Raw genomic sequence first — 24805 nt, 5'->3', positions numbered from 1 at the left:
CACCGAACGTTCCCGCAAGGATGCGCCCGTACCGAGGATTTCCGCCCCGATGAGCACCCCGTCCCCCCACGCTGTCCCCAGCACCGACGGCGCCGCCCTGCGACGCTCGATCTCCAACACCCTCAAAGGCTCCGCCGGCAACCTGGTGGAGTGGTACGACGTCTACGTCTACTCGGTCTTTGCCGTCTATTTCGAATCGCAGTTCTTCTCGGCCGAAGACAAGAACTCCACGATGTATGTCTGGGCGATCTTCGCCGCCACCTTCCTGATGCGCCCGATCGGGGCGTGGTACTTCGGCCGCTTTGCCGACCGCTACGGGCGACGCCTGGCCCTGACGGTGTCGGTGACGATGATGGCCACCTGCTCGTTCCTGATCGCCATCACGCCGACGGCCGAATCGATCGGCCTGTGGGCGGCGGTGGTGCTGCTGTTCGCACGCCTGCTGCAGGGCTTCGCCACCGGTGGCGAATACGGCACCAGCGCCACCTACATGTCCGAAGCGGCGCTGCCCGGCCGGCGTGGCTTCCTGTCCTCCTTCCACTACGTCACCCTGGTCGGTGGCCACGTGCTGGCGCAGCTGACCCTGCTGCTGATGCTGACCTTCTGGGACAAACCGCAGATTTCCGAATGGGGCTGGCGCATCGCCTTCGGCTTGGGCGGGGTGGCGGCCATCGTGGTGTTCTGGCTGCGCCGGACCATGGATGAATCGCTGGAGCAGTCCTCCATCGATGCCGCCCGCGAAGGCAAGGCCAAGGCTTCCGGTTCGATGTACGAACTGTTCGTGCACCAGTGGCGCCCGCTGCTGCTGTGCTTCCTGATCACCGCCGGCGGCACCGTGGCGTTCTATACCTATTCGGTGAACGGCCCGAAGATGATCCAGAGCGCCTTCGCCGGCGATGACCCGATGACCGGCACGCTGATCAACCTGGGCGTGCTGGCGTTCCTGATGGTGCTGCAACCCGTGGGGGGCTGGCTGTCGGACATCATCGGGCGCAAGACGCTGCTGGTGTTCTTCGGCGTGGGAGGCGTGCTGTACAGCGGCTACCTGATCACCCAGCTGCCGCACCAGCATGACGCGGTGCTGGCGTTCCTGACCCTGGCCCTGGCCTTCGTCATCCTCACCGGTTACACCTCCATCAATGCCGTGGTGAAGGCCGAGCTGTTCCCCACCCATGTGCGTGCGCTGGGCGTGGGCTTCGGCTACGCGGTGGCCAATTCGCTGTTCGGCGGCACCGCACCGCTGCTGTACCAGGGTGCCCTGAAGACCGGCCACGTGGACTGGTTCGCGATCTACGTGACCGCCACGATCGCGGTATCGTTGGTGGTCTATGTCTTCTTCCTCACCAACAAGGGCCCGAACTGGCTCGACGGTACCCGCAGATAAGGGTGCTGTCCTGATGGCGGCCACCGGCGTGATGCCGGTGGCCGCGGTGTCGCCCGCTTCGCCCCTGATGGGCATCGCGGTGACGATTGCGGCAGCCACGGTCCTGGCCTGGCTGCTGCGCCGCCCCAGCGCGCAGGCCACCTGGCCACGCATCGGCCTCGGGAGTGCACTGGCGGTGTTCTGCGCCGCATTGGCGCTGCAGCTGGCGGTGGACCTGGGCAGCGGCCACAGCTCCCTGCAGCTGCGTGCAAGCACCCGCCCGGGCCCCTTGCAGGCCGTGGGCATGCGCACGATGGTGGTGTGCTACCTGGCCGCGATAGCCGCCAGCGGCTGGGGGGCGTGGGCGCTGTTGCGCCGGCGTGGGTAACCTCGACGGGGCAGCGTCGTTCCCGACGTCACCCCCCGCCCATCAGCGGCGCGTGCCTTCGCTCTTCTCGCGCGCGCCGTGGAATTCCGATTCCTTTTCCCAGTGCGGCCAGCGCCGGCTGTTGGCCAGCTCAGCGCCCAGGTCGTAGACCAGCAGGGTATCGGCGGCATGGCCGGCCGGGTCCCAGGCCGGGGTCCAGGCATCGCAGGCCTGGTGGTAGCAGTTGGCGAAGTACTTCTCGCGCAGCGCGCGGCCGGCCTCCACGCCACCGTCCAGCTTGTCCAGGCCCGGGCCGATGGTGATCGCCGGCACGCCCAGGCGGGCGAAGGCGAAGTGGTCGGCGCGGTAGAAGAAGCCCGCTTCCAGGTTCGGGTCGGGGCTGTAGCTGCGGCCACGGGCCTTGGCCACGCGCTCCAGGTCGCCTTCCAGCGACACGCGGCCCTTGCCCCACGAGGCGATGTCGCGGGTCGCCCCATCCGGGCTGAACATCTCGATGTTCAGTACCGCAGCGGTCTTTTCCAGCGGCGCCAGCGGGTGGGCGGCGTAGTAGCTGGCCCCCAGCAGGCCCTTTTCCTCGGCCGTCAGCGCCACGAAGTACAGCGTGCGCTGCGGCCGCGGGCCGGCGGCGAACACCCGGCCCAGCTCCAGCACGGTGGCCACGCCGGTGGCATTGTCGATGGCACCGTGACGGATGCGGTCGCCCTGCGCATCAGGCTGGCCGATACCGAAGGCATCCCAGTGCGCGGAGAAGATCACCGATTCATCGGCATGGGTGCCACCGGGCAGCTTGGCCACCACGTTGCGGGTGACCACCTGCTCGCGCTTGACCTTGAAATCCACGCTCAGGCGGGCATTGTCCAGCGCCACCGGGCGGAAGTCGGCGCGCATCGCCTTGCGCTTCTCGGCTTCGAAATCCAGCCCGGCGTCGGCGAAGATCGCCTCGGCCAGCGAGCGCTGCATCCAGCCACGCAGCGGCGTGTGCTGGACCATCGCCTCGCGGTCGCTGCGCTCGATATCGAACAGCGGCGAGGTGCCCGAACTTTTCACCGTGGCCCAGCCGTAGGCGGCCGGGGCGGTCTCGTGCACGATCAGCACGCCCTCGGCACCGCGGCGCGCGGCCTCCTCGAACTTGTAGGTCCAGCGCCCGTAGTAGGTCACCGCCTTGCCATCGAATGCGCCGGCAGCATCGCTCTCGAAATCGGCATCGTTGATCAGCACCACGGCGATCTTGCCGTGCAGGTCCACATCCTTGTAGTCGTTCCAGTGGCGCTCGGGGGCATCGATGCCGTAGCCGACGAACACCAGCGGCGCATCCTTGATCTGCACGCGGGCACGTGGCTGCAGGCTCTGCAGGGTCACGTCCTCGCCATTGGCCAGGGTACGCCTGCCCGCCTTCAGCTGCAGGCTGGCCGTGGCCGGGCCATCGAGCTGCGCGCGCACCAGCGGTACCGGCTGCACCCAGCTGCCATCCACGCCACCGGGCTGCAGCCCGTAACTGCGGAACTGCTCGATCAGGTACTGCACGGTGCGCTCTTCGCCAGGGGTGGCCGGTGCGCGCCCCTCGAAGTCATCCGAGGCCAGGATCCGCACATGCCGCGACAGTGCCTGCGGGTCGATTCCGCCCCCGGGCAGGTCATTGGCCGCCTGTGCAAGGCCGCCGACGAACAGGCAGGAAGACAGCAACAGCACGCGCATCGGATTCACGGCAGCACCACGGCACGACGGAAGAGAAGCCTGAAGTGTAACGTGACAGCGCGATGACGGCGCGCCGTGCGGTTCAGCGCCGGGCGCGGTCCAGCCAGCAGGCCAGGCCCTGTGCGTTGAGCTCGATGTCCATGGCCAGCACGGCGGCCACCGCCTCTTCATCCAGGCCACACCCATGAGCCTGTGCCCGTTCCAGGTACAGCGCGCGCAGTGCCGCCAGCAGGCAGCGGTGGCGGTCGGCGCGGCCATCGCACTGGCGGCCGATGGTGGCCATGGCATCGATCTGCTCCAGCAGGTCGGCAGCCAGCTTCGGCACCTGTTCAACGCGGTCGAAGTGGGTCACGTACATCGCCTGCGGGCCGTAGGCCATCAGCCGCTGGATCGAGGCCTTCATCGCTTCCGGGTCGAACTGCACCGGCGAGGACGTGGGGAAGATGAAGGCCCCCTGCGCACTGTCCAGTTCACGGTAGGAAATACCGAAGGTATCGCCGGTGAACCAGCTGCGGCTGCGTGCATCCCACACGCAGTAGTGGTGCAGCGCATGCCCCGGGGTATGCAGCAGCAGCAGTTCACGGCCGGCCAGGTCGATGCGGTGCCCATCCTCGGCCACCACCACGCGCGCAGCCGGAATGGCCTCGATGCGGCCATAGCTGCGGGCGATTTCCTCGGCACCGTAGACCTGCGTCGCACCGGCGATCAGCCGGGTCGGGTCGATCATGTGCGGGGCACCGCGCGGGTGCAGCACCGCGCGTGCATTGGGCAGGTGCTGCATCAGCAGGCCGGCCCCCCCGGCATGGTCCAGGTGCACATGGGTCAACAGCAGCCAGTCCACGGCTTCCACCCCCAGCCCGGTATCGGCCAGGGCCTGCAGCATGCGTGGCACGGCCAGCCCGGTACCGCAATCGACGAAGGCGGCACGACCGTTTTCCACGATCAGGTAAGCGGCATCGAAGCGCTCACGCTGGAAACCGGTATCGATGGTGTGGATGCTGGGGTCGGCGGTCATCGGCGCGCACCTGGCGGAATCGGAGACGGACCCCCATGGTAGGCGCGCCAGCGGCACCGGTTCGATGCGGCTTTGGTCGGACGCCGCCCGCCTGGCACCGGGACGGATCGCGGCAGCGGGCTGCGGTGGCAGCAGCGGCTGTCAGTCGCGCGGGGCGCGGGGTGCTGCACGTTACCGGCACGCGTTGCCGCGCAGCAGCACCGCCAGTACCAGCACTGCCAGGAACGCGCCATAGGCGTACAGCACCGCCAGCACCTGTGGCCAGATCGGCCCAGCGCCCTGCTCGGCCAGGCCCATGCGGTAGCCCCAGTGCATGGCCAGTACGCTCAACACCAGGGCCAGCAGCAGCGTGCCCCCGTCGAACAGGCGCCGCCGCGCGGTGCGCGGCTGGCGCGGGAACAGCCAGAACAGGCTGCCCAGCAGCAGGAACCAGGGCAGGAACAGCAGCAGCGACAACCAGGCCATCGCAGACTCCATGTCAGCACGCCATCGGCGTGCCGGCATCATGCCATGGCCCCTGCTGCCCGGGTGTACCGGCCCCGGCCGGCACCCTCACCTCAGGCGTCTTCGCGCAACACTGCCAGCGCCGCCAGCACCGCATCCACCTCGGCCTCAAGCGTGAACAGCTCGCTCTGCAGGGCATCGCCGTGCTCGGCCTGCTTGAGCACGGCAATCAGCTGGCCGGCATCACGCGGCGAATCGAAGCCTGCGCTCTGGATCAGCAGCGTGCCATCGCCAGCGGTCAGCTTGAAGTAGAAGCGGCCGTCCTTTTCGCGGTACTGCTTGAACAGCGGCGGCGCCACGCGGGCCACGCCGGCATCGTCGCTGGCGATGTCACCGGCACTGGACAGGTCGCGCAGGCCCACGGCCTGACGCAGTTCCGCCAGCAGCGGCACCGCAAAGGTTTCGCGCAGCTGCTGGCCACGGCGCTTGAGCAGCGCTTCGATCTTTTCCGGCTCGGCCATCAGCGCGTTGTAGCGCTCGCGCAGCGGGGCCAGTTCGCTGTCGATGCGCTCGAACAGCTGCTGCTTGGCATCGCCCCAGCTGATGCCCGCGGCGAACGCCTGGGCGAAGGCCGCCGTCTGCTCGGCCGTGGCGAAGGCCTGGTACATCTGGAACAGCGCCGAACCTTCGGTGTCCTTCGGCTCGCCCGGTGCGCGCGAATCGGTCAGGATCGAGAACACCAGTTTCTTCAGTTCATCGCGTGGGGTGAACAGCGGAATGGTGTTGTGGTAGCTCTTGCTCATCTTGCGGCCGTCCAGGCCCGCCAGCGTGGCCACCTGCTCATCGATCACCACCTCCGGCAGCGGGAAGTATTCCTTGCCGTACACGTGGTTGAAGCGCTGGGCGAAATCGCGCGCCATCTCGATGTGCTGGATCTGGTCACGGCCCACCGGCACGTGGTTGGCCTTGAAGATCAGGATGTCGGCGGCCATCAGCACCGGGTACATGAACAGGCCGGCGCTGACGCCCGCATCCTCGTCCAGGCCTTCCTCGCGGTTCTTGTCCACCGCCGCCTTGTAGGCGTGGGCACGGTTGAGGATGCCCTTGCTGGCGATGGCGGTCAGGAACCACATCAGCTCGGTGGTCTCGCGGATGTCGCTCTGGCGGTAGAACCACACGTGTTCCGGGTCCAGGCCACAGGCCAGCCAGCTGGCGGCGATTTCCAGGGTGGCGCGCTGGGTGCGTGCCGGGTCCTGCGACTTGATCAGGCTGTGCAGGTCGGCCAGGAAGAAGAAGCTCTCGATGCCAGCGGCACGGCTGGCGGCGATGGCCGGACGGATCGCGCCAACGTAGTTGCCCAGGTGGGGCGTGCCGGAGGGGGTGATGCCGGTAAGGACTCGGGTCGTCATGACTGCGTGAGGAAACCTTCGATGAACGGGTCCAGTTTACCCTGCATGCCGCCAACCCCGCCTGCCGTGCTGGCCCGTTGTACCGGGCAACCCCGCCGGAGAACGCCCATGAAACGCCTGCTTGCCCTGCTGCTGGTCCTGCCCCTGGCCGGCTTCCGCCCCGCGCCGATGCCCCCGGCACCACTGCCCGAAGGCCAGCCGGTGCGGTTGTCCCTGCTGGACCGTGACAGCGGCCAGCTGCTGCCGGCCTACCCGGCCCAGGGCCAGTACTGGGTACCCGGCGAACGGGGCCACCGCTACGCGGTACGCCTGTACAACGACAGCCCGCGCCGGGTGCTGGTGGTGCTGTCGGTGGATGGGGTGAACGCGATCAGCGGGCAGACCGCGGCCCCGGACCAGACCGGCTACGTGCTCAACCCATGGCAGAGCGCGGATATCACCGGCTGGCGCAAATCGCAGGATGAGGTGGCCCAGTTTGTGTTCAGCACCCCCGGCGGCAGCTATGCCAGCCGCACCGACCGCCCCGACAATGTCGGCGTGGTCGGCATCGCGGTGTTCAACGAGCGGCCGCGCTCGCGCCTGGACTATGCCCCCATCGCGCCCGCCGCCCCGGCACCACCGGCACCGGTGGCCGAAGCGGCCGTCATCAGCGACCGCGCCGCCGGCACGATGGCCCGCGCGGCGCGGCCGGCCCCCTCGCTGGGCACCGGCCACGGCGAGCGCGAGGCCTCATCGGTACGCGATACCGATTTCCAGCGCGACACGCGCCAGCCCATCCAGGTCGCCCAGCTGCGCTATGACAGCGTGCGCAACCTGCGCGCGCGGGGCATCATCCTGACCCCGCCGCGCCCGGCAGACCGCACGCCGCAGGCCTTCCCGCAGCGTTATGTGCCGGACCCGCCGCTGCGCTGAGTGCAGGCATGAAAACGCCCGGGCCTGACCGGCCCGGGCGCTACTGCACTCCGCTGACCCGGGGGATCAGTGGAAATCCGGGTAATCCTTGCGCATGGCCTTTTCGAAGTCGCGCACTTCGGTCTCGGCCCGGTCGCGCGCCCAGCCATAGCGTTCCTGCAGGCGGCCGGCCAGATATTCGGCGTTGCCTTCGGCCACATCGAAGTCGTCATTGGTCAGGTCGCCCCACTTGGCCTTGGCCTTGCCTTTGATCTGCGACCACTTGCCGGAAATGATGTCTTTGTTCATTGCTGGGCTTCCTTCATTGCAACGGCGTTGTTACCGCACGCACAGGATCGCGCGGGGGCCGTTGGATCGCAGTCAACCGGCGATGAAAACCGCGATCACCTGCTTGAATGGTTCACGCCCCCTGTACGTGCGGGCCGCAGCCCAGGCAAAGAAAAAGGCCGGGAAACCCGGCCTTTTCCAGCGTTGCACAGCGCTTGGCGTCAGTTGCGCTTGGCAGCGCCTTCCACCTTCTCGCCGGCCTTCTGCACATCCTTGCCGGCACCGGCAACGGTGTTGCAGCCGGCCAGCATGGCCACCGAGAACATCGACAGCAGCATCAGGGCAATTACACGCTTCATCTGGTTTTCTCCTAGGGGTTCGCCACTACACCGTTTCAATCACACGGTCCCGCTGAGCAGGGCGATGGGATCAGCACTTTCCGTCGCGGCAATCGTTGGCCGCGCCTTCGACGGCCTGCCCGGCACGCTGCACATCCTTGCCGGCACCGGCAACGGTGTTGCAGCCACTGAGCACACCGGCCGAGAACAGGGCCAGCAACAGTACGGGGATGATCCGCTTCATCGTCTTCTCCTCTTCGTCGCGCGGCGCGCCCCGGAACGGGACGGCAGCCGCGTGAAGTGCAATCTGGCGGCTGCCACGTGGAGCGGGCGTGAACGGCCCCCGGGTTCATTCAGCCAGCGAGCAGCAGGATCAATCGCGCATCAACGTGGACTTGCCGAACAGGCTCTCCACCAGATCCACGGCCAGCTCGGCGGTGGCGTTCTGCTTGTCCAGCAGCGGGTTGAGCTCGACGATGTCCAGCGACCCCATGCGTCCGCTGTCGGCGATCATTTCCATCACCAGCTGCGCTTCGCGGTAGTTGACCCCGCCCGGCACCGTGGTGCCCACGCCCGGGGCGATGCTGGGATCCAGGAAATCCACGTCGAAGCTGACATGCAGGTGGGTGTTGGCATCGATGCCCTCCAGGGCCGCCTCGACGGTGCGTTTCATGCCGTTCTCGTCGATGTAGCGCATGTCGTAGACATCGACCCGGTGGGTCTTGATCAGGCGTTTTTCCTCCGGGTCCACCGAACGGATGCCGATCTGGTGCACCTGGCTGGGCTGGATCGCCGGGGCATCGCCGCCCAGCCGGGTCAGTTCATCCGGCCCCAGGCCGCACAGGCAGGCCACCGGCATGCCGTGGATGTTGCCCGAGGGCGTGACATCGCTGGTGTTGAAATCCGAATGCGCATCCAGCCACAGCACGCGCAGGTCCTTGCCCTGTTCGCGGCACCAGCGCGCCACGGCGGTGATCGAGCCGATGCCCAGGCAGTGGTCGCCGCCGAGCATGATCGGCAGCCGCCCGGCCTGCAGTTCGCCGTAGGTGGCCTCCATCAGCGCGCGGTTCCACGCCACCACTTCATCCAGGTGGCGGTAGCCGGCCACCGGTGCGGTCCACGGGTTGCGCGGGCCATCCAGGTTGCCCAGGTCGCGCACGTCCACGCCACGGCCCACCAGCGCCTCCGGCAGGCCCGCCACGCGCAGCGCCTCCGGCCCCAGTCGTGCGCCCCGGTGGCCGGCACCGATATCCGTGGGAACGCCGATCAACGAGACGGCATGCTGCGGGGACTGCGTGGCCATGGGGGCCTCCTGTTGTTGCGGAAAAAGAAGCCCAGTCTAGCCAGCGGCATGTGACACCACTCGCGGCGTTGCAGCAGGAAAATGCTCAGGGCAGCGCGCAGGCCTGCTGCACCTGGCCGATATGCTGCTGGCAGAACGCAAGGTAGGTGCGCACCAGCGTGGACGGTGGGCGCCGCGGCGGGTGCACCAGATGCAGCGCCCAGGTTGGCAACGGATGTGCGGGCAACAACGGCACCAGGCGGCCGCTGCGCAGGTGCGGCGCGGCCAGGAACGGCGGCAGTTCGGTCACCGCGTGGCCGGCCAGCGCCCGTTCGCACAGCTGGTGGTAATCGTTCACCGCCAGCACCGGGCGCGGCCGCACCTGCTGCGTACCTAGCTGCCATTGCGCGCGGCTGTCCACCCGCGTGGCCCACACCGCGCACGGGTAATCCAGCAGTGCCTGCGGGCTGGCCGGCGCGCCCAGCCGTGCGATCAATGCCGGGCTGGCCACCAGCACGTTACGGAACTGCATCAGCGGCAGCGCGATCACGTCCTCATGCAGCAGCGGACCCACGCGCAGCGCCACGTCGATGCCATCTTCGACCAGATCGACCCGGCGCTCGGTGGCCAGCACATACACCTCCACCTGCGGGTAGCGCTGCTGGAAGGCATCGAGCAGATCCCACCAGGGCCAGAACGTCTGCGGCAGCGACAGCCGCAGGCGGCCGCTGGGCTGTTCCTGGCGGTTGCGCAGGGCCTGTTCGGCCTGCAGCAGTGATTCCACCCCCGGCTGCAGCTGCGCGTGCAGGCTGGCACCGGCGTCGGTCAGGGCGATGCCACGGGCCGAGCGCTCCAGCAGCTGCACCTGCAGGTCGCGTTCCAGCTGGCGCATGCGCCGGCTCAGCGTCGGCAGCGGCAGGCCCAGCCGCTGGGCGGCGGCAGACAAGCTGCCGGCCTGCGCCACGGCCACGAACAGGCGGGCATCGTTGAAGTCCATGACCCTTTCGGAATTGAGAGGACAACTCTCATTTTCCGCGCTTCGCAGGCGGGAATGGAAGACCTAGGCTGGCTCCCCGTTTCCGCTGGAGTTCCCGGTGTCCCCCACGTTTGCCCCCCTGCCGCCATTGCTGGCCCTGCTGCTGGGCATCAGCCCGGCACCGGCGTCGGCTACCCCCGCCGATGCCACCGCGCGCCTGCAGGCGCACTCGGCCCAGTTCGAACCGGCGGTCATCCCGATGGGTGAAGGCGTGTTCGTGGCCGTGGGCTATTCGGCCGCCAATGTCACCCTGGTGCAGGGCCACGACGGCGCAATCATCGTCGATACCGGTGCCAATCCCAGCGATGCACAGGCCATCGTGGCCGCGTTCGGCGAGCGCCTGCGGCCGCCGGTGAAAGCCATCATCTACACCCACCGCCACCCCGACCACACCGGCGGGGCCAGCGTCTTCGCGGCACTGGGCACGCCGGCCATCTACAGCCACCAGCTGCTGCTGGATGCGCCGCCGGAAACCGCGCGCGGCCCGCGCGAGGGGGGCGATGCGTTCGGCACCCACGTCGCAGCGGCCGACTACATCAACGCCGGCGTGCAGCGCGACTATGGCCGCCGCGTGCCGCACACCCGCAGCGGCTACCTGCCACCGGACCACACCTTCACCGGGGCAACGCTGGACCTGCAGATTGCCGGGGTCACGCTGCAGCTGCTGCACACCCCCGGCGAAACCCCGGAAAACACCGCCGTATGGCTGCCCGCCACGCGCACCCTGCTGGCCGGTGATGACTACTACCCCACCTTCCCCAACCTGTCGCCGATCCGCGGCACGCGGCTGCGCCCACCCCAGGACTGGATCGCCAGCCTGGACCGCATGCGCGCCCTGGGCGCCGAGCACCTGGTACCCGGCCACCTGCGGCCGATCAGTGGCCGCGCGGCGGTGGACAGCGCACTGCGCAACTACCGCGATGCCATCGACAGCGTGACCACGCAGACCCTGGCCGGCATCGCACGCGGTGCAACGCCCGACGAACTGGCCGCGCAGGTGGCACTGCCACCGCACCTGGCCAACGACCCGCGCCTGCAGGAGTACTACGGTGGCGTGGCCTGGACCGTGCGCGGCATCTACGCCGATAGCGTGGGCTGGTTCGATGGCAACCCCACGCAGCTGTTCCCGCTGGGGGCACGGGACCGCGCACAGCGCCTGCTGCCGCTGCTGGGCGGTGCCGATGCGGTACAGCGCCACGCCGGGCAGGCACTGCAGGCCGGCGATGCGCAATGGGCTGCCGAACTGTGCGACCTCCTGCTGGCCATCGACGCGCGCAACACGGCGGCGCGGCAGCTGAAGGCGCGCGCCTTGCGCGTGCTGGCGCAGGCGCAGATCAACGCCACGGCGCGCAACTACTACCTGTCCAGCGCGCAGTACCTGGAATCGGATGCGCCGTTGGGTGTGGCGCCGTGAGCGGTTGCCAACGCCGCGTCATGTGGCGTGCCCCTGGCCTCTTCGCCCGCGCACCGCTGCGGGCGAAGGGCCACTCACCGGGCTACTTCTCCGCTCCGGTCACGGCCTGGCCCACATCCCGGTCCAGATGCAGCACATCCAGCATGGCCACCAGCGAGACCAGTGCCACCACCGCGAACGCCAGGCGATAGGCCATGCCCGGCACGCAGTCCAGCGCCAGCAGGGGCGTGATCCATTCCCCCAGCCGCAGGGCGATGGCACCGAGCGTGACGCCCAGGCCCAGCGCCAGCTGCGAGGCCGTGGAGAACAGCGCATTGGCCGTACTCATGGCCGCCTTCGGCATGCCGGCAAAGGCCAGCGTGTTCAACGCGGTGAACTGCAGTGAACGCGACAGCCCACCGATGAACAGCACTACCGCCATCTGCCAGAAGGCCAGATGCGGGCCAAGGAAGGCACACGCCGCCAGGGCCAGCGTGTTGATCAGGCCATTCCAGACCAGCACCGGGCGCAGCCCGAAGCGCCGGAGGATGCGCGTGGTGAACAGTTTCATCGCCAGGTTGCCGGCAAACACCACCAACAGCAGCTGCCCCGCGCGGAAGGCATCCAGACCGTAGCCCACCTGGAACATGAGCGGCAGCACGAACGGCACCGCGCCCACCGACATGCGGAACAGCGAGCCGCCAAAAATATTGGCCGCGAACGTGTCCTGTTCCAGCGGCTGCAGCGACAGCATCGGGTGCGGATGGCGCTTCAGGTGCCTGACGCCCAGGACCAGCAGCGCCGTGCCCACCCCCAGGCCCAGCGCAATCTGCTGCACCGGCAGGACCGGCTTGGCGCACAGTTCGGCAGACCACAGCACGCAGGCCACCCCGGTGCCGATCCACGCGAACCCTTTCCAGTCGAACGGGCGCCGGACGTGGTCCTCTTCGGCGGGAATCAACAGCCACGCGGCGATGAGCGCGGCGACACCGATCGGGATGTTGAGGTAGAAGATCCAGCGCCACGACGCATGCTCGGTGATGAAGCCGCCCAGGGGCGGGCCCAGCACGGGAGCGAACAAGCCAGGCCAGATCAGCATGGACGTGATGCGCATCAGGTCGTGCTGCGGCGTGCTACGCAGCAGCACCAGCCGCCCGACGGGCACCATCATGGCGCCGCCGACGCCCTGCAGCACGCGCAGGGCGACAAACACCGGCAACGTATCGGCCAGGGCACAGGCCAGCGAAGCCACGGTAAACAACAGCAACGCCGCGCAGAACACCCGGCGGCTGCCGAAGCGTTCGGCCACCCAGCCACTGATGGGAATGAACACCCCCAGGGTGAGCAGGTAGGCACTGATGCCCAGGCCCAGGTCGGTGGGGGCAACGGCAAAATCGCCCGCCATCGAAGGGATGGCCGTGGTGATGACGGTGCCATCCAGGTTCTCCATGAAGAACGCGGTGGCCACCAGCAGCGCCGTGAGGGTATTGCGACGCCGGCCCTCGTACCCGCGCGGGGGCGCAGGCGAACGCACGGCATGGGAAGGGACTTGGGACATGAACAGCAGCTCCAGAAGGAACCGCCGGCTACGACGAGGCTCGGCCGATACATGCACGCACGCGCACCCGTCCGCAGCGAAGGCGGATTGAGTGCGTTGGTTGACGTGAACGCTTACGGCGCAGGGCAGAACGCCCGGTGCTGGCGAGGAAATTACCACGGGGCGCGGCGGGATGCCAACGGGCCGGTGGCGGTGGGTCGGCTGGGGTTCGGGTTGCCATCGGGCCGGGGCGGCCCGCCTGCCCTGCTCCGTGGAGGCAGGCCCCATTGCGGTGCATGTGTTCACCGTTGATCGGCAATCAGATGCACGTCACGGACGCCGGGAAGCGCCTACTCTGGATTTCCCAACGGCGTCACCATGGCTGCAACCGCTGCTTACACAACTCACGGGGGTGGAAATGAAAATCCAGAAGGCCGGCGGTGCGGTGGTGATGGCAAGCGATGCCCTCGGTTGGGGGGGTGGACAAGGAGCTCAGGCAGCTGGTGACTGCCTGCCCGGTTGATCTGGTGTAGGGATGGGTGCCTGGGGTGCATGAGCAGTAAGCCAGGGCGCACGCAGACCGGAAGCAGCTGACGCAGATATGCGGTCGAGATCCGCCCCCCGGTCAAACGCCGGGCATCATGGGTGAAGCGGCTTCGCCTTGAACGAGCGGTTCGGCGTGCTTCCACAGGCCTGCCCGATGTTCCTCATGACGGAAACCACGCAGGCATCAGCACCGTCCGAACACCTCGGCGCATCAGCGAACAGAAGTTTCCCCTGTCGATCGATCAGTACGAAGAACAGCCGGAACGGCGTCGCAGCAGAGACATCACGTGGCCTCTCTGACGGGGCACTGACAAGACGGAACGCGACATCGTAGTTTTCTTCATGAAGTGCAAGGGACAGGCGGGTACTGGCTTCGATGGCACGTTCAACACGCACCATGACGTTCTGGGAAATCGAGCTGTGGTCTTCATCGGTAGACACCTGCACACGGCAGGTATCTGCGTGCGCAGGAACACAGCCCATCGCCATGAACAGAACGACCAATGGCATTCTCATTGGAGGCCAATCCCCTGTCAGACCAATCCCTGGCCCGATTATGCATTTTGTCAGAAGAGCGCGTTATGGCGTCTTCTCCCCTTGATACAGCGCGCCCCCGGAGCGACAGCAAGCTGACGTACAACCGGGTCGGACATACGGCCAGAACCATGAGCAGTCGGGGTATGTGAGTATCCGCCTTGAGCCGACCACGGCCTTCCCCTGCCACCGATAAAACATTCCTCTCTGGAACAGGCTTTCCTTCCGCCCAGCCGGACGCCGCCACCGCCCGGTCAGCAGGCATGTCATGAATGGTATTGTCTGCCGCGGACGGGGTGCGCCTGCTCGCGTGCATTCCTGACCTGCCCTGCAGTGCGTCGCCCCACTCTTCGGCCCCAGGAGATGTCGTGCAGTACTCGATACGATTCGTTGCTACGTGCGTCCTGTCTGCGCTGGCGTTCGCCTGCGCAGCTGCTCCTGCTGCAGAGGCACAGCCGTCCTACTGGCCGACGCAGGGATGGCGCCATTCGTCCCCGGAAGCCCAAGGGATGGATTCGGCCGAGCTGGCCAATGCGTTCGACTACGTGCGCGACCATCACACGCCCATCCACAGCCTGACCATCGTTCGTAATGGCCATGTGGTGGTGGATGCCTATTTCTGGCCCTTCCAGCAGGGGCAATCCCACGATGTCGCCTCGGTGACGAAGAGCGTTACGTCCACGCTCACCGGGATCGCGATCGGCAAGCACGCCCTGGAGCTGCAGCAGCCGCTGACATCCGTCTTCGCACGGCAGAAGATCGCCAACCTGGACGAACGCAAGCGGCGCATGACCATCGCGCATCTGCTGGCGATGTCCTCCGGGCTGGACTGCGATGGCGGCCACGGGGAAATCACGCTCTCGCAGATGCGGCAGAGCACCGACTGGGCCCGGTTCATGCTGGACCTGCCGATGCGTGATGAGCCCGGCAGCCGTTTCGAGTACTGCTCCGGTGGCATGCATCTGCTGTCTGCTGCGATCACCCAGGCAACGGGCAAGAGTGCTCTCGACTACGCCAGGCGTGAGTTGTTCGGCCCGCTCGGCATCCGCGATGTGGCCTGGCCGGCCGATGGACAGGGCGTTTCGTATGGCTGGGGCGACCTGCACCTGCAACCGCTGGACATGGCGAGGCTGGGCTATCTGTGGTTGAACGAGGGTCGCTGGGAAGACCGGCAGCTTGTACCGAAGGCATGGATGCGTGCGGCCGTGCAACCGCAGTCCCAGCCGGAAGGCGGCGACGAGAAATACGGGTACGGCCTGTGGCTACAGCCCGACAGACGGCCCTCGCTGTTCGAGGCGAATGGCCGCGGCGGGCAGCGCATCAGCGTCTCCCCGGAGAAGAACATCGTCGTGGTATTCACCGGTGGCGAGTTCGAGCCCGGCGACGTCGGCGCGTTCATCCTTCGCGCCCTGAAGTCCGACCAGCCGTTGCCGGAGAACCCATCGGCCACGGCGCGCCTGGCCGCCGCCGTGGCAGACGCGGCCACGCCACCGCACCCGGTGTCCTTCCTGCCACCACGGGCCCGCACGATTTCCGGCAGGCGCTACACCCTGGCCGATAACCCGCTGGGCTTGAAATCCTTCGTGCTGACGTTTTCGGGAACGGACGTCGCCCAGCTTCAGCTCACCCTGGCCAACCGCCACGACCCCGCCCGACCGATCGGGCTGGACGGCGTTCCGCGCGTGTCGCCCGGCGGCAACTTCGGCCTGCCCGTCGCCGTGGGCGGCCGGTGGGAGAGCGACAGCACCTTCCTCATCGACTACAACGAAGTGGGGAACATCAACGCCTACCGGTTCCAGCTGACGTTCACCGGCAATGACGTCGATGTCGAATTGAGCGAGCGCTCGCGGGTGATCCAGGACACGCGTGTGCACGGCACGTCGGCGGACTAGGGAATCCCCGGGGCAGGTCCTGCAGGATCGAAGGCTCTGCAGGCATCGAGATAGGCCGCCATTTCTTCAGCGGTACGCAGATGCGAAACGACATCGAATGTTTCCAGCTGGATCTTTTTGGAGGTCACGATGACGATGCTCCTTCGATACTTGCTGGATGCCGGACTGCAGCCTCCTGGCCTGGCTACACACCATCAAGCGTCGTGATGGCGCGTTATTTGCTGATGCATCCGCTGCACACAGCGCACGGCCATGCGTCCAGCCAACGCCAGACGAGGACGATATGGGCGCATGGGGAGAGAAGATGGTGCCGCTTATCCGAATCGAACGGATGACCTACTGTTTACAAGACAGTTGCTCTACCAACTGAGCTAAAGCGGCATGGACGCGCTCGCGGCAATCCGGCGAGGCGGGGTGATTCTAGCGCAGGCGGGTGCACTCTAGCGACCGTTGCCCGGCCGCGCCGCTGCGCTGCTGGGCCTGGGCCGGTTGGGCATCGCTGGCCAGGCGGGCATCGACCCACCATTGGCCGGCCTCGCCGCTGGCCACCAGACGCGGCTGGAAGCCGGCGGCCTGCACCGCCGCCATGCGCCGCTCGGCGCCTTCACGGTTGCGGTACTGGCCCAGCGCTACGGCATTGATGTCCTCGCCCTGGGCAATGACGTAGTAGTCGCCCAGGCCGGCGGCAACGATGCGCTGCGCGTTGGCCTGGACCTGCTCGCGGCTGGCGGCAGCGGGCAGCAGCACGCGGTAGCGGGTGGTGCCACTGGCGGCGGGCTGCTCACGCAACCGTGCCTGCGCCAACAGGGTACCGGCACGCGCCTGTGCAGCCGCGGCGGCGGCACGGTCGGCAAATGGGCCCAGTGCCAGGCAACGGGCCGGCGCTGCCGGCGGGGGGGCAGGTGCCGGGGCGGGTGTCGGCGCCGGCACAGCCACCGGTGCCGATGGCGTCACCGGCGGTGCGGCTGCTGCAACCGACTCGGTAGGCGGCGCGGCAGCAGCGGTGGCCTCGGCCTGGCGGTCGGTCAATGCCGGTGCGGCCGTCGTGGCGGCCACCGGCGCAGGCGCAACGGGCGTGTCGCCACCGGGCAACCATTGCAGTTCGGCCACGCCGGCAGGCAACGCTGGTGCCGGTTCGGCCGGGTCCTGCCGCAGCAACCACCAGGCGGCAACGCCAAGATTGAGGATGGCCAGGACGACGATCAGTGCGCGGGTCAGCATGCGGCCGATGTTAGCGTGCGGCCGCAGGCTGGTGAACCGCCCAGCGCGCCAGCCCGTCCAGCACCAGCGAGGGATGGTAGTCGGCCCCGGGCAGCAGCGGCAGCAGGGCCGGCGCACCCCCACCATGGACCAGCAACGCCGGCGACGTGCCCAGCTGTTGCCGTGCCTGCGCGGCGCTGCGCTCGATCAGCGCCACGGCTGCGCCATCGCAGCCCGATGCCAGCGCATCGTCGGTGTCGTTGGCGAATTCCACGTACTCCCCGCCCTGCGGGGGCAGCTGCACCGCACGTGCGTGCAGGGCTTCGCGCATGGTGGTGGGCGAGGCGGCAATGCGGCCGCCGTGGTGCTGGCCGTCCGCATCCAGCAGATCGATGGTCAGTGCCGTGCCCACGCCGACCACCAGCACCGGGCGGTGTGCGGGGGCAGCGGCCAGCAGTGCGAGGAAGCGATCAACGCCGAATTTTTCCGGGCGTGCATAGGCGATGCGCACGCCGGCGCACTGCGCGCTGGTACGCACCACTTCCACGCGGGTGAAGCGGGCCTGCAGCTGCTGCAGCATGGCGCTGGTCAGCGACGGCGCGGCCACGCTGGCAACATACGCGGTGCCGCCTTCGGGCAAGGCATGGTCGGGCTGCCCGGCCATCGCTTCGGCACCGTGGGCCCAGGCCTGCACGTCACCGGCGCGGTCACCGTGCAGTGGTGCGAACTTGAAACGCGAATTGCCCAGGTCGAACAACCAGTCGCTCATTGCGCCCTCACGCTCACTTCGCCGGCATGCACCTGCTGCTCGCGGCCGTCGATGACCACGCGCAGTGCGCCGTCCTCGGCCAGGCCCAGTGCGGTGCCCTCGCGCCACACGCCGCCCTGCTCCACGCGCACGGCACGCCCGGCCAGCACGTCCAGCGCGGCGTAGCGCGGCAGGAACGGGGCCAGCCCTTCGCGGTCGAACAGATCCAGTGCAGGCAGCAGGCGCGCCAGCACGGCGGCGGCCACCACATTGCGGTCCACCGGCGCGCCGGCCATCGTGTCCAGGTCGATCCAGGGCTGGGTGATCTGCTCGGCAAATGCGGGCGGCATGTGCACGTTGATGCCGATGCCGATCACCGCGCGCGCCGGGCCCGCATATTCACCGCCACCTTCGGCCAGCAGGCCGACCAGCTTGCGGCCATCGACGATCAGGTCGTTCGGCCATTTCAGACCGGCGCGGGTGTAGCCCAGGTCGTGCAGGCCCTCGGCCACGGCAATGCCGGCCACCAGGCTCAGCCCGCTCAGCCGCACCAGCCCGCCCTCGAACCAGCGCAGCACCGACAGGTAGACATGGGCCGCCAGCGGCGAGGCCCAGGTGCGGCCCCGGCGACCGCGGCCACCGGTCTGGCGCTCGGCCAGCCGGACGCTGACACCCCGCTCAGGCGCGCTGCAGCGCAGCAATTCGGCGTTGGTGGAGTCCACCGTCCACAGCACCTGCAGGTCGTGCAGCTGCCCGGCGGCGGCCGGCGGCAGGGCGGCCTGGATGCGCTCGGCGTCGAGCAGTTCCAGCGGCCGGGTCAGCCCGTAGCCGTCACCGGCGCGGCCTTCGATCTCCACGCCGGCAGCTCTAAGTCCTTGAATCCGCTTCCAAATGGCGGCGCGGGTCTGGCCCAGCTCACGCGCCAGGGCGTCGCCGGAAAGGCGTCCGGCAGCGAGTTTGGCCAGCAGTTGGCGGTCGTCCACGGCAGCTTCCATCAGGTAAGAGACGAATTATGCGGGAAAGCCCCCGGGGCTGCCCGCCGGCGGGGCTTCCATTGACAGCCCCGGATCGGGCTAGAATCGGGAACTCACCCGCCCTTCACCATGGATGTCGACGATGCGCCGCTATGCCCATTGCCTGGTCCTGCTGATGGTTCCGTACGCGGCCTCCGCGACGGATGCGCTGAGTGATGCCCGCGGCCCCTGCGTGTATTCGCCGGGCGATGCCGCCTCGCAGCGCCAGGGCAACGCCACCACCACCGCTTCGGCGGCGGCCCCGGTGAAGCCGGCCACCACCACGGCCACCAGTGCCGGCGGCGGTGGCGATGATGACGTGCTGCAGCGCATCCGCGCGCCGAAGTGGCACAGCTTCCTGCCGGGCATGTTCCGCTGATCAAGTCGTTGTTGCAGTGGCTGCGCCCCGCGCCGCAGCCGATCGATGACACGCTGTGGCAATCGGCCTGTGCACGCGCGGCATGGCTGCACGGCCTGGACGCGCAACGCCGCGACCGCCTGCGCACGCTCAGCGCGCGCTTCCTGCATGAAAAGACCATCACCCCGCTCGGCGGCCTGGTACTGCAACCGGCCGATGCCGTGCTGTTGGCCGCACTGTGCTGCCTGCCGCTGCTGGAACTGGGCGAGGCGGGCCTGCGCGGCTGGTCGCAGTTGATCGTCTACCCCGATGCCTTCCGCGTGCAGCGCAGCCACATGGATGCGGCCGGCGTGCTGCATGAGTGGGATGACGAGCTGATTGGCGAGTCCTGGGACAGCGGCCCGCTGATCCTGTCCTGGGCCGATGTGCAGGCCGACCTGCAGGCGCCGGACGAGGGTTACTGCGTGGCCGTGCACGAGATGGCGCACAAGATCGATGCGCTTGACGGGGCGATGGATGGTACCCCGCCCCTGCCGCGCGCGTGGCAGCGCACGTGGGCGCAGGATTTCCAGCAGGCCTACGATGCGTTCTGCGCGCAGGTGGATGCCGGCGAGGAGCTGCTGATCGATCCGTATGCCGCCGAAGCGCCGGAGGAATTCTTCGCGGTGGCCAGCGAGTACCACTTCACCGCACCGGATCTGCTGGCGCAGGCGCTGCCGAGCGTGGCCGCGCATCTGCGGCGGTTCTATGGCGAGCCACCGGTGTTGTCGGCGCAATAGCGGCAATGCGGAATGGGGTGCACCGGCCGGATACCGCGCCAGGGCGCCGTTACGGCCCCGGTGGCATCCGGGCTTCAAAGCGCGCGCCGCCCAGTTCGGCCGAACGCGCCACCAGCAGTTCGCCGCGGTAATCCTTGATCAGGTCCTGCACGATCGACAGGCCGATGCCGTGGCCCTGCACGCGCTCGTCGCCGCGCACGCCACGCTGCAGCACCTTGGCGATGTCGTCCTGGGCGATGCCCGGGCCATCATCGTCCACCGCCAGCAGCAGGCCGGCGCGGCGGGCGTTCGGGGCCGGCAGGGCCTGCACGGTCAGCAGCACGCGGCGGTTGGCCCACTTGAAGGCGTTTTCCAGCAGGTTGCCCAGCAGTTCCTGCAGGTCGCCCGGTTCGCCGTGGAAGCGCGCGGCCGGATCGATATCGAATTCGCACAGCACGCCCTTGGCGGCGTAGACCTTTTCCAGCCCGCGCACGATTTCCTCGGCGCTGGGCTCGATCGGCAGCGGTGCGGCAAACAGCTTGTGGCCCGACGAGGCCGCGCGCGCCAGCTGGTAGGACACCAGGTTGTTCATGCGCTGCAGCTGCACGTTCAACTCTTCGCGCAGCGCGCCATCGCCGGCGCCGCTGTCCATCTGCGTGCGCAGCACGGCAATGGGGGTCTTCAGGCTGTGCGCCAGGTCGGCCAGCGTGTTGCGCTGCCGCTCCAGGTTCTCGCGCTCGCTTTCAATGAAGGCGTTGATGCTGTCGGTCAGCGGTTCCAGCTCGCGCGGGTGGCGTTCGCTCATGCGCGCGGTCTCGCCGCGCTGCACCTTGGTCAGCTCGGTGATCACCCGGCGCAGCGGGCGCAGGCTCCACTGCAGGATGACCGTCTGCAGCAGCAGCAGGATCAGGCCGATGCCACCCAGGTAGAACCAGACCCGGCCGCGGAACACGCGCAGCTGCGCGCCCATCGCGCGGGAGTCTTCCATCACGTAGATGGTGTAGGGGAATTCGGTGGCCGGATCGGCGTCGGCGTCCCACACCAGGCCCAGGCCGTAGCGGTAGACCGAACCGGGGCTGCCGTCGATCTGGATCATCGGCAGCGGGCCTTCGAACACTTCCTGGTTCGGGCGCAGCAGGCCACCGCCCTGGGTGGGCAGCATCGGACCTTCGGCCGACATCGAATTGCCCTTGCCGTCCGGCATCACGACCTGCAGGTACAGGCCGCTGCCGGGACGGTCAAAGCGCGGGTCCGGCGGCTGCTCGCGGATGTACAGCGAGCGGTCGCGGGTGAAATCGATACCCGCCGCGTAGGCGGTGGCGTAGTTCTTCAACCGCTCGCGCAGGTTGGCGCGGGTGGTATCGGCAAAGGCAGCATCCAGCGCGTACCCGGCCAGGGCCAGGAACGCGACCAGGCCCACCGAAGCGGCGAGCAGCTGGCGCGCCTGCAACGAGCGCGGCCGCCAGCGTCGGAAGAACCACAGACGGCCGGACATCGTGCTATCGCCTTGCGAAGGGCTCAGCCCTCGTTGCGCGGAATGGCGAAGCGGTAGCCGCGGCCACGCACGGTTTCGATCGGCTTGAGCTCACCGTCCGGATCCAGCTTCTTGCGCAGGCGGCCGATGAACACTTCCAGCACGTTCGAGTCGCGGTCGAAATCCTGCTGGTAGATGTGCTCGGTGAGGTCGGCCTTGGAGACCAGTTCACCGGCATGCATCATCAGGTATTCGAGCACCTTGTACTCGTAGCTGGTCAGGTCCACGTTGCTGCCGGCCACGCTGACGGTCTGCGCGGCCAGGTCCAGGGCGACCGGGCCGCATTCCAGCGTCGGCTTGCTCCAGCCGGCGGCGCGGCGCAGCAGCGCATTGACGCGGGCCAGCAGCTCTTCGACGTGGAACGGCTTGACCAGGTAATCGTCGGCACCCTGCTTGAGGCCTTCGACCTTGTCCTGCCAGCTGGAACGGGCGGTCAGGATCAGCACCGGGAACTTCTTGCCTTCATCGCGCAGGGCCTTGATCAGCTCCATGCCCGACATCTTCGGCAGGCCCAGGTCGATGATGCCGACATCGAACGGCACTTCGCGGCCCATGTACAGACCTTCCTCGCCATCCTGTGCAGCATCGACGGCAAAGCCTTCGCGCTTGAGCCGGGCTGCCAGGGTCTCGCGCAGCGGGGCTTCGTCTTCGACCAGAAGGATACGCATGAACTCTCCCTAGTGTCCTGGGTGTGGCCCGAGGGCCGGTGGGTACGGTTTATGGCGACAACTATCCCTGTTCAGGGGTTATCGCCGCGTAGTGAAGACATATCCGATCGCGGCTGGCGGGGCTGTGAACGTGCCGGCGCCGGGTCGTCCATGTAGCGGACGCGGCCACGGTCATCCATGTATTTGACCCGGTTGATGTCACGGCCATCGAAGGGCACCCGCTCGGCGCCGAGGATGCGGCCACCGGTGGTGCGCTGCACGCGGCGCACGGCATCGGACATGGAACGCTCGTTGTCGCTGGCGCCCCGGCCACCGCGGTTCATCATTTCCGCCCGTGCCTGGTCCAGCTGCGGATCCTGCGCCCGCGCCTGGAACATGGGGACAGCCGCCACCATCGCCACGGTGGTGGCCAGGGCAATGCGGCAGGGGAAGGAAGCGGAAGACATCGATTGATCCTAGCCGAGCACGGCGATTCGTTCAAAAGTCGTAAATCCGGATGCCGGGGGATTGGACCCGGCGCTTTACAAATCCTTTGCAAATTCTTGGTTTTAGGCAGTGAATCCGGTCTGAACTTTTCCGGCGATGTGGCCGGGCCGTTCATCTAGGTGAACATTCGGGACCAAAGCGGAGCCCATGTCAAGTCAGGAATGTGATCTGGTTCACGCTGCAGAACGGTCAACGTCGCGCTCGGTCAGCGCCAGTGCCTGTTCCACCAGCGTCCAGTCCGCCCCGGGGCGATGCGCGCCCTCGCTCAGGACCTGGCGGAAGGCACGGCCACCGGGCTGGCCGTGGAACAGGCCCAGCAGGTGGCGGGTGATGTGCTTCAGGGCCAGGCCCCGTGCCAGCTGGGCCTCCACGTAGGGGCGCAGCGCGCGCAGCAGCGCCTGGCGGCTGCGCAGCGGCGCACCGGCCTGCACGGCCTCCAGCTGATGCAGCAGGTAGGGATCGTGGTAGGCCGCGCGGCCGAGCATGACGCCGTCGACCTTGCCGGCCTGCGCCTGCACCGCTTCGACGCTGGCCAGGCCGCCGTTGATCACCACCGGCAGCGCCGGTCGCTCGGCCTTGAGCCGGTAGGCCCAGTCGTACCGGAGCGGCGGCACTTCGCGGTTCTCCTTCGGCGACAGGCCCTTCAGCCAGGCATTGCGCGCATGCACGACCACCATTGCCGCGCCGGCGGCAACCTGCCGATCGACGAAGGCAGCGAACACGTCGTAATCATTGTCCTCGTCCACACCCAGCCGGCACTTCACCGTCACCGGGATGTCCACCGCCGCGACCATCGCCGCCACGCACTCGCCCACCAGCTCGGGTTCGCGCATCAGGCAGGCACCGAAGCGCCCGGCCTGCACGCGGTCGGACGGGCAGCCGCAGTTGAGGTTGATCTCGTCATAGCCCCAGTCCGCCGCAATGCGTGCGGCCTGGGCCAGCAGCGCTGGATCGCTGCCACCCAGCTGCAGCGCCAGCGGATGCTCGACGGCATCGAAGCCGATCAGGCGCTCGCGGTCACCGTGGATGACGGCGTTGGCGTGCACCATTTCCGTGTACAGCCGCGCACCCGGCGCCAGCAGCCGGTGGAACACGCGGCAGTGGCGGTCGGTCCAATCCATCATCGGGGCGACGGACAGGCGCAGGGAATCGGCGTAGCGGGCAGCGGCGGACGGCATCGGGCGGTTGATCGTGGAGCCTGGCATTGCCAGTGAGATCAATAGTTTACACCGGCCGGCTGAATGGCGGCGGGCGGACCAGCCCGGGGGCGCCAGCCCCGGGCAAAGCGCTCAGTAGTTGGTCACGTCGATCACCGCGAGCGCGGCGTTGTGGGTGTTGTAGGAAAAGCCGGCCGGCGGACGCGTTCCAAAGGCGGGGCCATAGGTACGCCGGCTGGACGGGGTCATGCCGAAGGTGACGGTGCCCCCGTTGACCGCTCCCCCGGACACGCTCACATCTTCGTACTGGTAGTACTCATCGGGCGCGCCCCAGCGCCGGAACGTGTTCACCGAATCGATGGCCGATGCCAGCGGCATCACGGCCCAGGCACGGGACCCATCGAACGAGGCGGTCCCCTGCCAGCCCGGCCGGCTGCTGGCCGAGCGCAGCCCCGCCACGCGCGCGGCTTTCCGGCCGGCATCGAACATCAGCCGCCCCGCGCCATCCCTGATGATCAGGCCGACGTTGCTCGGTGGCTCCTGCGGGGGGGCATACACGTACCACTGCACGACAGCGCCTGCCGGCCCGAACAGGTAGAACCCGGCCGGGTAGCCGTCGATCTCGTTGAAGTACTGGTAGCCCGCCACCGAGGAGGAGCGCACAGCAACAACGCCGCTGTAGTTGCCGATGTAGGCGCTGCCCCCCGGGTCGGTGACATTGTCGCTGCGGACCAGCGTCGATGTTCCCTGGGCCACCATGGCCAGGGTCGGGAAGGTGTCATCGATGAGCACCGTGCCCCAGTCGTTGATGATCTTGATGCCAGCGGTCATG

Annotated in this window: 27 protein-coding genes and 1 tRNA gene; 7 read left to right on the top strand and 21 right to left on the bottom strand. The window is 68.1% G+C overall.

All coding sequences use genetic code 11. The features are described from left to right. Positions 1–37: 37 nt before the first annotated feature. Both Q9R17_RS09720 and Q9R17_RS09715 read left to right on the top strand, forming a co-directional pair. Complete coding sequence (locus tag Q9R17_RS09720; protein ID WP_308158321.1) at positions 38–1384, top strand: MFS transporter; 1347 nt, start codon at positions 38–40, stop codon at positions 1382–1384. Between the two features lie 67 nt (positions 1385–1451). Further along, entirely contained in the window at positions 1452–1751 is a 300-nt protein-coding gene (locus tag Q9R17_RS09715; protein WP_308158320.1) for a hypothetical protein, read from the top strand. A 42-nt stretch (positions 1752–1793) separates the two neighbouring features. Here Q9R17_RS09715 and Q9R17_RS09710 read toward each other — a convergent pair whose 3' ends face one another. The 4 genes from Q9R17_RS09710 to Q9R17_RS09695 all read right to left on the bottom strand — a co-directional run bounded on the left by Q9R17_RS09710 (position 1794) and on the right by Q9R17_RS09695 (position 6314). Further along, positions 1794–3446 (bottom strand): M28 family metallopeptidase, encoded by a 1653-nt coding sequence (locus tag Q9R17_RS09710; RefSeq protein ID WP_308158319.1) that lies wholly within the window; start codon positions 3444–3446, stop codon positions 1794–1796. An 82-nt stretch (positions 3447–3528) separates the two neighbouring features. After that, the gene (locus Q9R17_RS09705) at positions 3529–4461 is read right to left on the bottom strand and encodes an MBL fold metallo-hydrolase (protein ID WP_308158206.1); all 933 of its coding nucleotides are present in this window, start codon (positions 4459–4461) and stop codon (positions 3529–3531) included. Between the two features lie 171 nt (positions 4462–4632). Beyond that, on the bottom strand, positions 4633–4926 hold the full coding sequence (locus tag Q9R17_RS09700) for a hypothetical protein (protein WP_308158205.1): 294 nt from the start codon (positions 4924–4926) through the stop codon (positions 4633–4635). Positions 4927–5018: 92 nt separating this feature from the next. Then, complete coding sequence (locus Q9R17_RS09695; protein WP_308158204.1) at positions 5019–6314, bottom strand: tryptophan--tRNA ligase; 1296 nt, start codon at positions 6312–6314, stop codon at positions 5019–5021. A 108-nt stretch (positions 6315–6422) separates the two neighbouring features. On the opposite strand from Q9R17_RS09695, the gene Q9R17_RS09690 reads away from it, so the two are divergent. After that, entirely contained in the window at positions 6423–7226 is an 804-nt protein-coding gene (locus Q9R17_RS09690) for a hypothetical protein (RefSeq protein WP_308158203.1), read from the top strand. A gap of 66 nt (positions 7227–7292) precedes the next feature. Here the strand turns inward: Q9R17_RS09690 and Q9R17_RS09685 are convergent, their stop codons facing one another. From Q9R17_RS09685 to Q9R17_RS09665, 5 genes are all read right to left on the bottom strand, one after another. Continuing rightward, the gene (locus Q9R17_RS09685) at positions 7293–7514 is read right to left on the bottom strand and encodes a CsbD family protein (RefSeq protein ID WP_308158202.1); all 222 of its coding nucleotides are present in this window, start codon (positions 7512–7514) and stop codon (positions 7293–7295) included. 200 nt (positions 7515–7714) lie between these two features. Next, positions 7715–7852 carry an entericidin A/B family lipoprotein gene (locus tag Q9R17_RS09680; protein ID WP_308158201.1) on the bottom strand — a complete coding sequence of 46 codons (138 nt, stop codon included), beginning with the start codon at positions 7850–7852 and terminating at the stop codon, positions 7715–7717. 70 nt (positions 7853–7922) lie between these two features. Further along, on the bottom strand, positions 7923–8075 hold the full coding sequence (locus Q9R17_RS09675; protein ID WP_308158200.1) for an entericidin A/B family lipoprotein: 153 nt from the start codon (positions 8073–8075) through the stop codon (positions 7923–7925). 129 nt (positions 8076–8204) lie between these two features. Beyond that, a complete protein-coding gene (rocF, locus tag Q9R17_RS09670; RefSeq protein ID WP_308158199.1) occupies positions 8205–9134 on the bottom strand; it encodes an arginase in 930 nt (309 codons plus the stop codon). An 85-nt stretch (positions 9135–9219) separates the two neighbouring features. Next, the gene (locus Q9R17_RS09665; protein WP_308158198.1) at positions 9220–10110 is read right to left on the bottom strand and encodes a LysR family transcriptional regulator; all 891 of its coding nucleotides are present in this window, start codon (positions 10108–10110) and stop codon (positions 9220–9222) included. Positions 10111–10207: 97 nt separating this feature from the next. Here Q9R17_RS09665 and Q9R17_RS09660 point away from each other — a divergent pair, with 97 nt between their 5' ends. After that, positions 10208–11563, top strand: coding sequence for an alkyl/aryl-sulfatase (locus Q9R17_RS09660; RefSeq protein WP_308158197.1), 1356 nt, complete (start codon positions 10208–10210; stop codon positions 11561–11563). An 82-nt stretch (positions 11564–11645) separates the two neighbouring features. Here Q9R17_RS09660 and Q9R17_RS09655 read toward each other — a convergent pair whose 3' ends face one another. Beyond that, positions 11646–13100, bottom strand: coding sequence for an MFS transporter (locus Q9R17_RS09655; RefSeq protein ID WP_308158196.1), 1455 nt, complete (start codon positions 13098–13100; stop codon positions 11646–11648). A 618-nt stretch (positions 13101–13718) separates the two neighbouring features. Then, positions 13719–14129, bottom strand: a complete 411-nt coding sequence (locus Q9R17_RS09650) for a hypothetical protein (protein ID WP_308158195.1) — start codon at positions 14127–14129, stop codon at positions 13719–13721. Positions 14130–14668: 539 nt separating this feature from the next. Between Q9R17_RS09650 and Q9R17_RS09645 the strand changes: the two genes are divergently transcribed. Further along, entirely contained in the window at positions 14669–16051 is a 1383-nt protein-coding gene (locus Q9R17_RS09645; protein WP_308158194.1) for a serine hydrolase, read from the top strand. Here the strand turns inward: Q9R17_RS09645 and Q9R17_RS09640 are convergent. The 5 genes from Q9R17_RS09640 to birA all read right to left on the bottom strand — a co-directional run bounded on the left by Q9R17_RS09640 (position 16048) and on the right by birA (position 18994). Next, a complete protein-coding gene (locus tag Q9R17_RS09640) occupies positions 16048–16179 on the bottom strand; it encodes a hypothetical protein (protein WP_308158193.1) in 132 nt (43 codons plus the stop codon). The two genes, Q9R17_RS09645 and Q9R17_RS09640, sit on opposite strands and share 4 nt — an antisense overlap. A gap of 177 nt (positions 16180–16356) precedes the next feature. Further along, a tRNA-Thr gene (locus Q9R17_RS09635) sits at positions 16357–16432 on the bottom strand. Positions 16433–16471: 39 nt separating this feature from the next. Then, on the bottom strand, positions 16472–17272 hold the full coding sequence (locus Q9R17_RS09630; RefSeq protein WP_308158192.1) for an SPOR domain-containing protein: 801 nt from the start codon (positions 17270–17272) through the stop codon (positions 16472–16474). Between the two features lie 10 nt (positions 17273–17282). Continuing rightward, entirely contained in the window at positions 17283–18020 is a 738-nt protein-coding gene (locus Q9R17_RS09625) for a type III pantothenate kinase (RefSeq protein WP_308158191.1), read from the bottom strand. After that, positions 18017–18994 (bottom strand): bifunctional biotin--[acetyl-CoA-carboxylase] ligase/biotin operon repressor BirA, encoded by a 978-nt coding sequence (gene birA / locus Q9R17_RS09620; RefSeq protein ID WP_308158190.1) that lies wholly within the window; start codon positions 18992–18994, stop codon positions 18017–18019. Before birA ends, Q9R17_RS09625 begins: the two co-directional genes overlap by 4 nt. A 121-nt stretch (positions 18995–19115) precedes the next feature. On the opposite strand from birA, the gene Q9R17_RS09615 reads away from it, so the two are divergent. Beyond that, positions 19116–19391, top strand: coding sequence for a hypothetical protein (locus Q9R17_RS09615; RefSeq protein ID WP_308158189.1), 276 nt, complete (start codon positions 19116–19118; stop codon positions 19389–19391). Continuing rightward, positions 19358–20149, top strand: coding sequence for a M90 family metallopeptidase (locus Q9R17_RS09610; RefSeq protein ID WP_308158188.1), 792 nt, complete (start codon positions 19358–19360; stop codon positions 20147–20149). Before Q9R17_RS09615 ends, Q9R17_RS09610 begins: the two co-directional genes overlap by 34 nt. A 49-nt stretch (positions 20150–20198) precedes the next feature. On the opposite strand, the gene Q9R17_RS09605 is transcribed toward Q9R17_RS09610, so the two are convergent. The 5 genes from Q9R17_RS09605 to Q9R17_RS09585 all read right to left on the bottom strand — a co-directional run bounded on the left by Q9R17_RS09605 (position 20199) and on the right by Q9R17_RS09585 (position 24804). Beyond that, complete coding sequence (locus Q9R17_RS09605; protein ID WP_308158187.1) at positions 20199–21623, bottom strand: sensor histidine kinase; 1425 nt, start codon at positions 21621–21623, stop codon at positions 20199–20201. Between the two features lie 23 nt (positions 21624–21646). Continuing rightward, complete coding sequence (locus Q9R17_RS09600) at positions 21647–22330, bottom strand: response regulator transcription factor (protein ID WP_004136763.1); 684 nt, start codon at positions 22328–22330, stop codon at positions 21647–21649. A gap of 71 nt (positions 22331–22401) precedes the next feature. Then, positions 22402–22776 (bottom strand): hypothetical protein, encoded by a 375-nt coding sequence (locus Q9R17_RS09595; protein WP_308158186.1) that lies wholly within the window; start codon positions 22774–22776, stop codon positions 22402–22404. 213 nt (positions 22777–22989) lie between these two features. After that, a complete protein-coding gene (gene dusA, locus Q9R17_RS09590; RefSeq protein ID WP_308158185.1) occupies positions 22990–24021 on the bottom strand; it encodes a tRNA dihydrouridine(20/20a) synthase DusA in 1032 nt (343 codons plus the stop codon). An 84-nt stretch (positions 24022–24105) separates the two neighbouring features. Further along, positions 24106–24804, bottom strand: a complete 699-nt coding sequence (locus Q9R17_RS09585; RefSeq protein ID WP_308158184.1) for a hypothetical protein — start codon at positions 24802–24804, stop codon at positions 24106–24108. Position 24805 lies beyond the last annotated feature (1 nt).

It is taken from the genome of Stenotrophomonas sp. 24(2023) (assembly GCF_030913365.1).
GTDB lineage: Bacteria > Pseudomonadota > Gammaproteobacteria > Xanthomonadales > Xanthomonadaceae > Stenotrophomonas.
Note: the sequence above shows the minus strand (reverse complement) of the source record. Positions and strands in the feature narration are given on the sequence as shown.